The organism is Micromonospora sp. ZG13 (assembly GCF_059359355.1).
Window position 1 is genome coordinate 298,543 of the sequence record NZ_JCADBQ010000005.1, and the last position, 12,324, is coordinate 310,866.

At 75.2% G+C, this 12,324-nt stretch carries 11 protein-coding genes; 7 read left to right on the plus strand and 4 right to left on the minus strand.

Annotation, left to right across the window (positions count from 1 at the left end; all coding sequences use genetic code 11):
* Positions 1 to 51 precede the first annotated feature (51 nt).
* Together AC5L34_RS14140 and AC5L34_RS14145 are read right to left on the minus strand one after the other, a co-directional pair.
* Positions 52 to 1,176, minus strand: a complete 1,125-nt coding sequence (locus AC5L34_RS14140; RefSeq protein WP_494825237.1) for a glycosyltransferase family 4 protein — start codon at positions 1,174 to 1,176, stop codon at positions 52 to 54.
* The gene (locus AC5L34_RS14145; RefSeq protein WP_441174891.1) at positions 1,173 to 2,432 is read right to left on the minus strand and encodes a M48 family metallopeptidase; all 1,260 of its coding nucleotides are present in this window, start codon (positions 2,430 to 2,432) and stop codon (positions 1,173 to 1,175) included. The genes AC5L34_RS14140 and AC5L34_RS14145 overlap by 4 nt, the downstream gene beginning before the upstream one ends.
* A gap of 215 nt (positions 2,433 to 2,647) precedes the next feature.
* On the opposite strand from AC5L34_RS14145, the gene AC5L34_RS14150 reads away from it, so the two are divergent.
* The 4 genes from AC5L34_RS14150 to AC5L34_RS14165 all read left to right on the plus strand — a co-directional run bounded on the left by AC5L34_RS14150 (position 2,648) and on the right by AC5L34_RS14165 (position 5,915).
* A complete protein-coding gene (locus tag AC5L34_RS14150; protein ID WP_441174892.1) occupies positions 2,648 to 3,163 on the plus strand; it encodes a hypothetical protein in 516 nt (171 codons plus the stop codon).
* A 65-nt stretch (positions 3,164 to 3,228) separates the two neighbouring features.
* A complete protein-coding gene (locus AC5L34_RS14155) occupies positions 3,229 to 4,074 on the plus strand; it encodes a DUF4097 family beta strand repeat-containing protein (RefSeq protein WP_441174893.1) in 846 nt (281 codons plus the stop codon).
* A 96-nt stretch (positions 4,075 to 4,170) separates the two neighbouring features.
* Positions 4,171 to 5,127 (plus strand): ATP-binding cassette domain-containing protein, encoded by a 957-nt coding sequence (locus AC5L34_RS14160; protein ID WP_441174894.1) that lies wholly within the window; start codon positions 4,171 to 4,173, stop codon positions 5,125 to 5,127.
* Positions 5,124 to 5,915, plus strand: coding sequence for an ABC transporter permease (locus AC5L34_RS14165; RefSeq protein WP_101411998.1), 792 nt, complete (start codon positions 5,124 to 5,126; stop codon positions 5,913 to 5,915). Before AC5L34_RS14160 ends, AC5L34_RS14165 begins: the two co-directional genes overlap by 4 nt.
* Before the next feature lie 77 nt (positions 5,916 to 5,992).
* Here AC5L34_RS14165 and AC5L34_RS14170 read toward each other — a convergent pair whose 3' ends face one another.
* Positions 5,993 to 6,205 (minus strand): hypothetical protein, encoded by a 213-nt coding sequence (locus AC5L34_RS14170; RefSeq protein ID WP_441174895.1) that lies wholly within the window; start codon positions 6,203 to 6,205, stop codon positions 5,993 to 5,995.
* 144 nt (positions 6,206 to 6,349) lie between these two features.
* Positions 6,350 to 7,834 carry an NYN domain-containing protein gene (locus tag AC5L34_RS14175; RefSeq protein ID WP_494825241.1) on the minus strand — a complete coding sequence of 495 codons (1,485 nt, stop codon included), beginning with the start codon at positions 7,832 to 7,834 and terminating at the stop codon, positions 6,350 to 6,352.
* Between the two features lie 127 nt (positions 7,835 to 7,961).
* Here AC5L34_RS14175 and AC5L34_RS14180 point away from each other — a divergent pair, with 127 nt between their 5' ends.
* The 3 genes from AC5L34_RS14180 to AC5L34_RS14190 all read left to right on the plus strand — a co-directional run bounded on the left by AC5L34_RS14180 (position 7,962) and on the right by AC5L34_RS14190 (position 12,234).
* Positions 7,962 to 9,716 carry a DEDD exonuclease domain-containing protein gene (locus AC5L34_RS14180; RefSeq protein WP_101412003.1) on the plus strand — a complete coding sequence of 585 codons (1,755 nt, stop codon included), beginning with the start codon at positions 7,962 to 7,964 and terminating at the stop codon, positions 9,714 to 9,716.
* A gap of 129 nt (positions 9,717 to 9,845) precedes the next feature.
* Positions 9,846 to 11,639 carry a RelA/SpoT family protein gene (locus AC5L34_RS14185; protein WP_441174898.1) on the plus strand — a complete coding sequence of 598 codons (1,794 nt, stop codon included), beginning with the start codon at positions 9,846 to 9,848 and terminating at the stop codon, positions 11,637 to 11,639.
* A 52-nt stretch (positions 11,640 to 11,691) separates the two neighbouring features.
* On the plus strand, positions 11,692 to 12,234 hold the full coding sequence (locus AC5L34_RS14190; RefSeq protein WP_101412007.1) for an NUDIX domain-containing protein: 543 nt from the start codon (positions 11,692 to 11,694) through the stop codon (positions 12,232 to 12,234).
* Positions 12,235 to 12,324 lie beyond the last annotated feature (90 nt).

Below are 12,324 nucleotides of genomic sequence, written 5' to 3' on the forward strand. Positions count from 1 at the left end.
CCGGCACCGCCGCCCCTCCCGGTCGTCGCCGGGGACCGCGGCGTGGGGCCGTCAGCCGGCGAGCAGGGCGGTCATCCGCTGCGCCTGGGCCTCCCAGCGCCACTCCCGCTCCACCCAGGCGCGGCCGGCCGCGCCGAACTGGCGGGCCAGGTCCCGGTCGGCCAGCAGCGTGGCCACCCGGTCGGCGAGCTGGGCGACGTCGCGGCCCCGGACCACGAAGCCCGTCTCGCCCTCGCGGACGGCGTCCGGCGCGCCGCCGGAGTCGCCAGCGACCACGGGCAAGCCGGTCGCGGAGGCCTCCAGGTAGACGATCCCGAGCCCCTCGACGTCCAGGCCCCGGTTGCGGGTGCGGCAGGGCATGGCGTAGACGTCGCCGGCGGCGTAGTGGGCCGGCAGCTCCGCCGACGGCACCGAGCCGGTGAAGACCACGTCCCGCTCGACGCCCGCCTGGCGGGCCAGCTTCTCCAGGGTGGCCCGGTAGGGCCCGCCCCCGACCACGAGCAGCGCGGCGTCGGGCACCCGGCGGCGGATCTCGGGCATCGCCCGGATCAGCATGTCCTGCCCCTTGCGCGGCACCAGCCGGGACACGCAGACCACGACCGGGCGGTCGGCCAGCCCGAGCCGGACCCGGACCGCCTGGCCGTCGACCGACGGGTGGTAGGCGTCCACGTCCACCCCCGGGGCGAGCCGGTGCAGCTCGGTCACACCGTGCAGCGCCCGCTCCAGCCGCACCCGGGTGTACTCCCCCAGGTAGGTCGTCACGTCGACGCCGCGCCCGATCCGCCGCAGCGCCGCCCGGGCGGCCGGCAGCGCGGCCCAGCCGACCTCGTGCCCGTGGGTCTGCGCCACCGCCCGGCGGATGCCCGTGCGGCGGCGCAGGCCCGCGGCGAGCAGCCCGAGGGGGGCCGCCGCGCCGAACCACACCGTGTCGCAGTCGTACGCGCGCGCCAGGCGGGCGGCCCGGCGGGCGACCCGGGGGGTGGGCAGCAGCACCCGGGTGCGGTCGCGGACCACCTCGAACGGCTGGTCGGCGTCGAACTTCTCCGCGCCGCGCCACGTCGAGGCGTAGACGACCACCGACCCGGGGGGCTGGCGCACCGCGAGGTTGTGCACGAAGGACTGGATCCCCCCGGGACGCGGCGGGAAGTCGTTGGTGATCAGCAGCGTACGGCTCATCGGCCGGTCTCCCTGGCGTGGGCGCGGGCGGCGGCCATCCGCTCGACCGTGGACGGGTGGGTGGCGGAGTAGAGGTATTCCCAGCGGGGCGGGTCGGGGTCGGCGAGGTTGATGCCGGCGAGCCGCCGCTGCATCGCCTCGAAGGCGGCCGGGTCGCCGGTCAGCGCGAGCGCGTGCGCGTCGGCGCGCGCCTCCACCCGCCGCGACATCAGTGCCTGTGCCGGGGCGGAGACCAGGCCGGCCACCGTCACCAGGGCGACGAGCAGGGGGAACGCGCGTGGCTGGGCGACCGAGTCGACGCCGGCCAGGCGCAGCAGCGGGCCGGAGGAGCCGAGCAGGTAGAGCGCGACCACCGCGGCTGCGGCGCCCAGCGCCCCGGTCAGCGTGCCGACGGCGACGTCCCGGTCCTTGGCGTGGCCCAGCTCGTGGGCCACCACGGCGGTCACCTCGGCGGGCGTCGCCTCGCGCAGCAGCGTGTCGTAGACCACCACGCGCCGCGTCGGCCCGAGCCCCGAGACGTACGCGTTGACCGCCCGGGTGCGCCGCGACGCGTCAGCGACCAGCACGTCGCGTACGGGGACGCCGTCGCGGGCCGCCATCTGCATGAGTTGGGCGCGCAGCGGCCCCTGCTCCATCGGGGTGAACCGGTTGAACACCGGCTCGACCAGCACCGGCAGCACGAAGGAGAGCAGCACCACCAGGGTGGCCGCGCCGGCCGCGCCGAACGCCCACCACCAGCGCGGCGACAGCCGGATGACGGTGTAGAAGCCGAGCAGTGCCACCGCGCCGATCACCGCGCTGACCGCGTACGACTTGAGCAGGTCGACCGTCCAGCCGCTCCAACCGTTGGTGCTCAGCCCGTAGCGGGTGAGCACGGCCTGCCGCCAGGCGGCGAACGGCAGGGTCACCAGGTCGGCGACGAGCACCACGGCGAGCCCGCCGAGGACGGCCTGGGCGGCCCAGTGGCCGCCGAACGGGCGGCCGGCCAGCTCGACGAGCCGGCTGCCCAGCGGGGTCAGGCCGAGCAGCAGGGCCACCAGCAGGCCGATCGCGATCGCGGCCCAGCCGGCGGGGCGCAGCGCGGAACGGAACTCCCGGCTGCGGGCCACCTGCTCGGCGGGCAGGTCGCCCAGCGCGGCGAGCTGGTCGGCCCGGGGGGCCGGCGGCCGGTGCCACGGGATGAGCAGCGCGGCGGTGACCACCAGGGCCACGGTCAGGGCGACGAGCGACAGCACCGCCCAGCCGCGCGGGGTCACCGCCGTCCTCCCGGCGCAGCGGTGCAGCCTGCGCCGTCGCGTCGTACCCGCGTCATGCCGCCGCTCCCTCCGCCGTGACCGCCCATCCTATTGCCCGCCCGGGACCGCCCGCTCAGGCCGGCGTACGCCATTCCGACGCCACCCGTTGCCACGGTGACGCCACGACGGAGCCATATCCACTTGCCATGGCGTCATAATGGTGCCATAGTGGCGTCATGGACCTGACGTCGTATGTCGAGAACCTCCGGCAGGAGTTGGCCGGCGTCGCCGAACTCGGCGGCGAGGAGTCCCGGGCGCTGGCCGAGCGGCTGGCCGGGCCGCTCGAGTCGGCGCTCCGGCTGGCGCTGCTGGACGCGCTGGCCGCGGCGGCGGCGGAGATCACCCGCGATCTGGCGCCCGGCTCGGTCGAGCTGCGCCTTCGCGGACGCGAGCCGAGCTTCGTCGTGACGCCCCCGCCGACCGGCCCCGACTTCGCGGGCGAGCCGGACGCCGCCGCGCCGGCCGTCCCGCCCCCGGCGGACGCCGAGGAGGGCGCCACCTCCCGGATCAGCTTCCGCCTCTCCGAGCACCTCAAGGGCCGCGTCGAGGAGGCCGCCGCCCGCGACGGCCTCTCGGTCAACGCCTGGCTCGTCCGGGCGGCCAGCGCCGCCGTGGCGGCCTCCGGCACGGCCCGCCAACCGCAGCGACGCGCCCCCCGGGGCGGGGAACGCTTCACCGGCTGGGCCCGCTGACCCGCCGCACCGCCCGCCATCCCGTCCCCGCCCGGGACGCCCACTCGTCAGGAAGGACCCGCGTCGTGCCCACTTTCGACACCCCCGCCGCGATCACGGCCACCGTCGACCTGGTCGTCGGTGACGTCCGCGTCACCGCCGCCGACCGCACCGACACCGTCGTCGAGATCCGCCCGAGCAACGCCGCCAGCGAAGCCGACGTACGCGCCGCGGAGCAGACCCGCGTCGAGTACGCCGACGGCCGGCTGACGGTCAGAGCGCCGCGGCAGCGCGGCTTCGGCCTGTTCGGCAAGCCCGGCTCGGTCGACGTGACGGTCGATCTGCCGACCGGCTCGCACCTGCACGGCGACGCCTCCGTGGCGACGTTCCACGGCGTCGGCCACCTCGGCAGCTGCCGCGTCCGCACCGCCGCCGGTGACATCGAGCTGGACCACGCCGCCGACGTCGAGCTCGACACCTCCGCCGGCGCCGTCCGGGTGGAGCACGTCGCGGGCCAGGCCCGGATCAGCACCGGCACCGGCCGGATCCGGGTGCAGGAGGTCCAGGGCGACGCGGTGGTCAAGAACAGCAACGGCGACAGCTGGTTGGGCACCGTCACCGGCGAGGCGCGCGTGAAGGCGGCCAACGGCGACATCGCCGTCGACTGCGCGTACGCCACCGTCACCGCCACCGCCGTCAACGGCGACGTCCGCATCGGCGAGGTCTCGGCGGGCACGGTGACGGTCCGGACGCAGAGCGGTCGGCTCGAGGTCGGTGTCCGCTCCGGCACCGCCGCCCTGCTCGACCTGCACACCCAGTTCGGCCGGGTGGAGAACCACCTCGAGGCGTACGACCCGCCCGGCGAGCCCGAGGGTGCCGTGCGGGTGAGCGCCCGGACCTCCTTCGGCGACATCGTCGTCCGCCGCGGCTGACCCCGCTCGCCCGCCCGGCCCGCCCCCACCGGCCCCCACGCCCCGCCCGCCCCGCCCGCCCCGCCCGGTCCGACGGCCGGCGTGGAAGGAGAAGACATGCCACCCAGCCCGGCTCCGGCGGCCATCTCGGTCGCCGCCCTACGGAAGTCCTTCGGCGACCACGTCGTGCTCGACGGCATCGACCTGACCGTCGCCGCCGGGACGATCTTCGCCCTGCTCGGCCCCAACGGCGCCGGCAAGACCACGACGGTGCAGATCCTGTCCACCCTGATCGGCGCCGACTCCGGCGAGGCGCGGGTCGCCGGTCACGACGTCGCCCGGGAGCCCGACGCGGTACGCGCCGCCATCGGCGTGACCGGTCAGTTCTCCGCCGTCGACGGGCTGCTCACCGGCGAGGAGAACCTGCGGCTCATGGCCGACCTGCACCATCTGCCCCGCGCCGAGGGGCGGCAGCGCGCGAGGGGCCTGCTCAGGATGTTCGACCTCGTCGAGGCGGCCGGCAAGCCCGTCGCCAGCTACTCCGGCGGGATGCGCCGGCGGCTCGACCTGGCGATGGGCCTGGTCGGCCGGCCCCGCGTGGTCTTCCTCGACGAGCCCACCACCGGGCTCGACCCGCGCAGCCGGCAGGCCATGTGGCAGATCGTCCGGGACCTGGTGGCGGACGGCGTCACCATCTTCCTCACCACGCAGTACCTGGAGGAGGCGGACCAGCTCGCCGACCGGATCGCCGTGCTCGACCACGGCCGCCTGGTGGCGGAGGGCAGCCCGGCGGAGCTCAAGCGACTCGTCCCCGGTGGGCACGTCAGCCTGCGCTTCGCCGACCGGGCCGCGTACGACACGGCCGCGCGGATGCTGCCCGGGCATTCCCGCACCGCCGACGAGCTCACCCTGCACGTGCCCGGCGACGGCGGGGTCCGCTCGCTGCGCGACCTGCTCGACCTGCTGGACGGCCAGTCGATCGCCGTGGAGTCGCTGTCCGTGCACACGCCCGATCTCGACGACGTCTTCCTGGCCCTCACCGGCCGGCCCGAGAAGGTGGGAACCCCCCGATGAGCACCCTGACGTACGCCGTACGCGACTCCGGCACGATGCTGCGCCGCAACCTGCGCCGATGGGTGCGCTACCCGTCGATGACGGTGCTGCTCGTCGGCATGCCCATCCTGCTCCTGCTGCTCTTCGTCTACGTCTTCGGCTCGACCCTCGGCGCCGGGCTGGGCGGCGGCTCGGGCGACCGGGGCGACTACGTCAACTACGTCACCCCGGGAATCCTGCTGATCACCGCCGGCCTGGCGGCCACCGGGACGGCGGTGTCGGTCGCCATGGACATGACCGAGGGCATCATCGCCCGGTTCCGGACCATGGCGATCGCCCGGGTGTCGGTGCTGACCGGGCACGTGCTGGGCAGCATGGTGCAGACCGTGCTCAGCCTGGCGGTGGTCACCGGGGTGGCCCTGCTGATCGGCTTCCGGCCCACCACGGACGCGCCGGCCTGGCTGGCGGCCGCCGGTGTGCTGGTCATGACCGCCTTCGCGTTCACCTGGCTCTCGGTCGCACTGGGGCTGGTCTCCAAAAGCGTCGAGACGGCGAGCAACCTGCCCATGCCGCTGACCTACCTGCCCTTCATCGGCAGCGGGTTCGTGCCCACCGAATCGATGCCCGACGGGCTGCGGCAGTTCGCCGAGCACCAGCCCTTCACCCCCATCATCGAGACCCTGCGCGGCCTGACGACCGGCGGGCCGGTGGGGACGAACGCCGCTGTCGCGACGGCCTGGTGCGCCGCCATCGCGCTGGTCGGCTATCTCTGGGCGAAGAGGCTGTTCAACCGGGACCCGTCCCGCTGACCGTCATCCCCTCGCACGCCCGTCCCCGAGCCGCCGGCCCGGGGGCGGGCGTCGTCGAGTGCCCCGGCCCGCGCGCGTCACGCGACGCGGCGACGTCGGGGCTGCCGCCCGGCGGGCCGGGGGGTGGGCAGCACCTCCACCTCGAACCCGGCCCGGGCGAACACCTCGATCGCCCGGGCCTCCGCGCCGTCCAGCCCGGCGGCCGGGGACGAATCGTCGAGCAGGGCGGTCACCAGGCAGTCGGCACAGCCGCTCCCCCGGATCCCGCACCCCGCGCAGTCGATGAGCATCTCGCCTCCTGATGCGCTGCGGCGACCGGGTGCGGCGTCACCGTCGCCACCCGAGCACCGTCGGTCACCACGACGGTAGGCCGGGGGTACGACAGAAAAGGGACAACCGGTCGCGGAGGGCCCGAAAGCGATCAAGCGCCCCGATCAGGACCGGGCGAGTCGGCGCAGCAGCGAATCGGCACCGAGCGGGTACGCCCCGTGCCGGCGTACGCCGTCGGCGACCTCGCGGTCCGAGGAGACCACCACCACCGGGCGGCCCGACGGCTCGGCGCGGACCAGGCGCCGGATCAGCTCGTCGGCGGTCTCCCCCTTGCGGGAGAAGAGCACCCGCACGCCGCGCGGCGAGGGCGGCAGCCCGTGCATCCGCTCGGCGCCGTCGAAGACCACCGTGACCTCGTCGCCGGTCTGCGCGGCGATCCCGCCCAGCCCGGTGATCAGCCGCTTGCGCTGCTGCTCCAGGGACATCTCCCCGAAGCCGCGTTTGGTCACGTTGTAGCCGTCGACGACGAGGTGCGCCCGGGGCAGGGCGAGCAACTGGTCGAGGCGGGCCGGATCGTCGGTGTCGCGGGCCCGGGCGGCGGTGCCGGCCGCCGTGGTGCCGGACTGGTCGGCGAAGGCGTCGGCGACGAAGTCGGCGGGCAGCTTGTCGACCGGGTCGAGCGCCAGCTCCCGGCGCAGCCCCACGGCGGCCTGCCCGATGGTCTCCAGCAGCAGCCAGAGCCGGGCGTCGTCGACCGAGCGGGCCTCCTTGGCGCTGGCCCGGGCCACCCCGGCCGCCGCCTCGGCCTCGGCCAGCCGCGCCCGGACCCGGCGCAGCTCCGCGTCGGCGTCCGCCGTCGCCCGGGCGGCCCGGCCCCGCTCGGTGGCGAGCAGCTCGGTGGCCTTGCGCTCGCGGGCCTGCGTCTCGCGCAGCGACCGGTGCAGCTGCCGGCTCTCCTCGCGCAGCTGGCCCAGCTCCTCACGGACGCGCGCCAGCTCGTCGCGGAGCTTCTCCGCCTCGACCCGGGCCACCGCCCGGTCGTGCTCGGCGCGGGTGGCCCGCTGCTCGGCCTCGCGGACCAGTTCGGCGACCACGGCGCTGTCGGCCTCGGCGCGGACCGCCGCGCCGCTGGCCTCGATCAGGTCGCGCCAGCCCCGGGGCCGGGCCAGGTAGGCCAGCGCGGCCACCTCGACCGGGTCGGCGGCGGCCGGCGCCGTGCCCTCCAGCACGGCGGCGCCCAGGTCACCGGTGTCGGCGAGCACCCGGGCGGTGATCCGCTGCCGGAACAGCGGGTCGCCGGTGAGCTGGGCGGCGATCGCCGGGGCACCGAGCCGGGCCCGGCGGTTCGGGGCGAACTTGGCGACCCGGCGCAGCGGCACCGGTACCTCGTCGGCGGGCAGCCCGGGCAGCACCGCCGCGGTGAGCGCCACGATGCGCTGCCGGACCGGCTCGGGCAGGACGGGCTCCGGCTCGGGCGTGGACGCCTCGGCCGCGTCAGCTTCCGCCTCGGTCGCCGACGCGTCGGCCGCGTCGGCGGCCGTGACCTCGGGGCCGCCGACCTCGTCGGGGGCGCCCCCACCGGTCTCGCGCGCAGCGTCGACCGGATCCTCCTGCCGGAGGTGGTCGTCGTGCGGCTCGGTGAGGGGCATGTGGCAAGTCTCCCACCGCGACCGGGCCCACCGCCCGGTGAGTGAGCCGATCTCTCATCCTAGACCGGTGGTGACGTCTGATGCCCCTGGGACGGGAGTGTCGGACCGGACCGTTAGCGTGCCGCCGATGGCAGAGACCGAGTACGTCCAGGAGCCGCTGGCCGGTTTCGACCCGGGCGCGGGCGGGATCGACCCGGCGCTGCCGCTGTACGCGACGACGTTCGTGGTGGTCGACCTGGAGACCACCGGCGGCGCGCCGGACGGCGGCGGGATCACCGAGATCGGCGCCGTGAAGGTGCGCGGCGGCGAGGAGCTGGGCGTGCTGGCCACCCTGGTCAACCCCGGCGTGCCCATCCCGCCCTTCATCACCGTGCTCACGGGCATCACCCAGGCCATGCTGGTGCCCGCCCCGCCGATCGAGCAGGTGCTGCCGAGCTTCCTGGAGTTCATCACCGACGCCGTGCTGGTCGCCCACAACGCCCCGTACGACGTGGGTTTCCTCAAGGCCGCCTGCGCGAAGCACGGCTACCGCTGGCCCAACCCACGGGTGCTCGACACCGCCGCGCTGGCCCGCCGGGTGCTGACCCGCGACGAGGTGCCCAACCGCAAGCTCGGCACCCTCGCCACCTACTTCCGCACCGCCACCCAACCGACCCACCGGGCGCTCGACGACGCCAAGGCCACCGTCGACGTGCTGCACGGGCTGATCGCCCGCCTGGCCGGGCACCGGGTCGACACCGTCGGCGACGCCATCGAGTTCGCCCGGGCGGTCAGCCCGACCCAGCGACGCAAGCGGCACCTGGCCGAGGGGCTGCCCAAGGCGCCGGGGGTCTACATCTTCCGGGCCGCCGACGACCGGCCGCTCTACGTCGGCACCTCCGGCGACATCGCCACCCGGGTGCGCAGCTACTTCACGGCGGCCGAGAAGCGGGCCCGGATCTCCGAGATGCTCGCCGCCGCCGAGCGGGTCGAGGCGGTGGAGTGCGCCCACTCGCTGGAGGCGGAGGTCCGCGAGCTGCGACTCATCGGGGCGCACGCCCCGCCGTACAACCGGCGGTCGAAGTTCCCGGAGCGGATGCTCTGGCTGAAGCTGACGGACGGGCCGTACCCCCGGCTGTCGGTGGTGCGGTCCATCTCCCCCGGCGACGCCGCCTACCTCGGGCCGTTCAGCTCCCGGCGCGCGGCGGAGCTGGCCGCCGCCGGCTTCCACGACGCCGTGCCGCTGCGCCAGTGCACCCACCGACTGTCGCTGCGCACGGTCACACCGGCCTGCGCGCTGGCCGAGCTGGGTCGCTGCCCGGCACCCTGCGAACACCGGATCACCCCCGAGGAGTACGACGCCCGCGCGGTCGCGCCGTTTCGCACCGCCACCGCCAGCGACCCCCGCCCGGTGGTCGACGCCCTGCTCGCCCGCATCGAGGCGCTCTCCGGCGCCCAGCGCTACGAGGAGGCGGCGGTGGCCCGGTCCCGGCTGACGGCGGTGCTGCGGGCGACCGTACGGATGCAGCGGCTGACGGCGCTGACCGGCATCGCCGAGCTGGCCGCCGCGCGGCCGGCGGCCCGGGGCGGCTGGGAGTTGGCGCTGGTGCGGCACGGCCGGCTGGCCGGCGCCGGCGTCTCGCCCCCCGGTGTCCACCCCAGACCGACGATCGCCGCGATCCGGGCGACCGCCGAGACCGTCCTGCCCGGCCACGGCCCGGTCCCGTGCGCCTCCGCGGAGGAGACCGAACGCATCCTGTCCTGGTTGGAACGGCCCGAGACGCGCTTGGTGGAGATGTCCTCCGGTTGGGCGTCCCCGGTGGCGGGCGCGGCCCGCTTCCGCGACCTGCTGCGGAAGGCCGAGAACGCCGCCTCCCACCAAAGCTCGACCGAACGCCCATGACCAAGTGACCGATCGGACTACCTCGACTCCCTTAGGCTGTTAGAGAAGTGCAGTCCTGCCCGTTTCGTGGGCCTGCTTCCGGTTGCCGGGTTCCGGCGGCCGTGGAGCCGGGGTGAGGAGGTGTCCCACGTGGACGTCGACGCCGGACGCGGCGCCGCCCTGGGGGGCGCCCTCCCGACCCAGGCGGGCGAGTTACCGCTGGCCCGCCGGCTGCGCTCGCTGCTGAGCTGGCCCACGGCCGACACCGACCCGGTCAGCCACCTCGTCCGGACCCATCGGACGATCCACCCCGGCACCGAGCCCTCCGTGCTGCGTCGGGCCTACACCATCGCGGAGAACATGCACCGCGGGCAGTTCCGCAAGAGCGGTGAGCCCTACATCACGCACCCGCTGGCGGTGGCCCAGATCTGCGCCGAGATCGGCATGGACGCCATCACCCTGGTCGCCGCGCTGCTGCACGACACCGTGGAGGACACCCGCTACACGCTCCAGGCGCTCGCCGAGGACTTCGGGCCGGAGGTGGCCCACCTCGTCGACGGGGTGACCAAGTTCGACAAGGCCTTCTACGGCAAGGCCGCCGAGGCCGAGACCATCCGTAAAATGATCATCGCGGCCGGCAAGGACGTCCGGGTCCTGATCATCAAGTTGGCCGACCGGCTGCACAACATGCGCACCCTGGGCGTCCGGTCCGCCGCGTCGCGGGAGCGGATCGCCCGCAAGACGCAGGAGGTCCTGGTCCCGCTCTGCGACCGGCTGGGCATCCAGACGCTCAAGCGCGAACTCGACGACGTGGTGCTGCTGCACCTGGAGCCGGAGTCGCACGCCCGGATCGCCCGGCACGTGCACGACCGGCCGGGCTGGGACGCGTACCTCGACGAGGTGGTCGCCCGGGCGAAGTCGGCCCTGCGCCGCAGCCGGGTGGACGCGGTGGTGACCCCCCGCCCCCGGCACCTCTACTCGATCTGGAAGGACACCGTGGCCGGTGGCCACGCCGCCCCCTTCGACCTGCCCCGCATCGCGATCGTGGTGGACGGCCCGGCCACCGACTGCTACGCGGCGCTCGGCGCGATCCACGGCACGTGGCGGCCCGTACCTGGCCGGTTCAAGGACTTCATCGCCTCGCCGAAGAACAACCTCTACCGCTCGCTGCACACCAGCGTCTGCGGACCGAAGGACCGCACCGTGGAGGTGCTGATCCGCACCGAGGAGATGCACCGCTCGGCGGAGTACGGGGTCGCCGCCGACTTCCGCTTCCCGCGCCCGGGCGGCGGCACGGCCGCGGCCCGGGCCGAGCAGCTCGACTGGCTGCGTCGGGTGCTCGACTGGGAGCAGGACGCGGCCGATCCGGCCCAGTTCCTCGAATCGCTGCGCTGCGACCTCGCCGAGACGCAGATCCAGGTCTTCGCCGACGGGCGACAGGTCGTGCTGCCCGCCGGGGCGACCCCCGTCGACCTCGCGTACGAGCTGGGCACCGAGCGGGGCGACCACTGTCTGGCGGCGCAAATCAACGGCCGGCTGGCCCCGCTCTCCTCCGAGCTGGACGAGGGCGACGTCGTGGAGATCTTCACCGAGACCGACGCCGCGAACGGCTTTGACGCCGACGTCGCCCCGCGCGGGCCCCGCCGGGAGTGGCTCGGCTTCGTCAAGTCACCGCAGGCGCAGATGCAGATCAGCCGGTGGTTCGCCGAGCACACCGAGCCCGGCATCTCCATCACCGACAAGGTCCGCCTCGGCCGGGCCACGATCGGGCTGGCCCTGCGCAAGCACGACCGGGGCCTCGCCAGCGACCTGCCGCTGCTGCGGCTGTCGGAGGAGCTGGGCTACCCCGACCTGGAGACACTGCTGGTCGCGGTGTTCGACCGGGTGATCGAGCCGGACGCGGTCGTACGCCAGCTCATCGACCTGGTGGACCACCGGCAGTGACGGCTGCGGCCCGGGTGGTCCGAACGTTCCTCGCGGCCACTAGCCTGGACGCATGATCCCCCGCTCACGCGCCACCGGTCGGGCCGTCGCCTACCAGGTCTTCTACCGGCTGCCGTTGCCGGTACGCCGCCGCCTGGTCCGGTTGGCCGTGCCGAAGTACATCGTCGGCGCGGTCACCCTGGTCCGGGACAGCGAGGCCGAGGGGGCGGGCCGGCTGTTGCTGCTGCGCCAGCCGCCCGGCAGGGGCTGGGGGCTGCCCGCCGGCCTGTTGCAGAAGGGCGAGGCACCCGTCGTGGGTGCCGCCCGCGAGCTGCACGAGGAGTCCGGCATCCGGCTCTCGCCCCGGCAGCTGAGCCCCGCCGTGCCGAACGCCGTGGTGCACGCCAAGGGCTGGGTGGACGTGGTGTTCACCGCCGAGGTCCCGGCGTCGCGCACCGAGCTGAAGGTCGACGGCGCCGAGGTCTTCGAGGCCGCCTGGCACCCGCTCGACGACCTGCCGAAGCTGACGTGGCCGACGGCCCGGCTGCTCGCGTACTACGACATCGGACCGCTGGCCGGGCAGTTCCCGCCCCCGGTGCCCGACACGAAGCCGTGACCGCCGGCCGCGACGCCGACGGCCCCAATACCGCCGGAACGGCCGGCCACGGCCCGGCCCCCGCCGGAACGGCCGGCCACGGCCCGGCCG

Excerpts from the sequence above, each read along its gene's own strand:
- AC5L34_RS14140 (WP_494825237.1), bottom strand. The coding sequence starts at position 1,176 with ATGAGCCGTACGCTGCTGATCACCAACGACTTCCCGCCGCGTCCCGGG.
- AC5L34_RS14150 (WP_441174892.1), top strand. The coding sequence starts at position 2,648 with ATGGACCTGACGTCGTATGTCGAGAACCTCCGGCAGGAGTTGGCCGGC.
- AC5L34_RS14160 (WP_441174894.1), top strand. The coding sequence starts at position 4,171 with ATGCCACCCAGCCCGGCTCCGGCGGCCATCTCGGTCGCCGCCCTACGG.
- AC5L34_RS14165 (WP_101411998.1), top strand. The coding sequence starts at position 5,124 with ATGAGCACCCTGACGTACGCCGTACGCGACTCCGGCACGATGCTGCGC.
- AC5L34_RS14170 (WP_441174895.1), bottom strand. The coding sequence starts at position 6,205 with ATGCTCATCGACTGCGCGGGGTGCGGGATCCGGGGGAGCGGCTGTGCC.
- AC5L34_RS14175 (WP_494825241.1), bottom strand. The coding sequence starts at position 7,834 with ATGCCCCTCACCGAGCCGCACGACGACCACCTCCGGCAGGAGGATCCG.
- AC5L34_RS14180 (WP_101412003.1), top strand. The coding sequence starts at position 7,962 with ATGGCAGAGACCGAGTACGTCCAGGAGCCGCTGGCCGGTTTCGACCCG.
- AC5L34_RS14190 (WP_101412007.1), top strand. The coding sequence starts at position 11,692 with ATGATCCCCCGCTCACGCGCCACCGGTCGGGCCGTCGCCTACCAGGTC.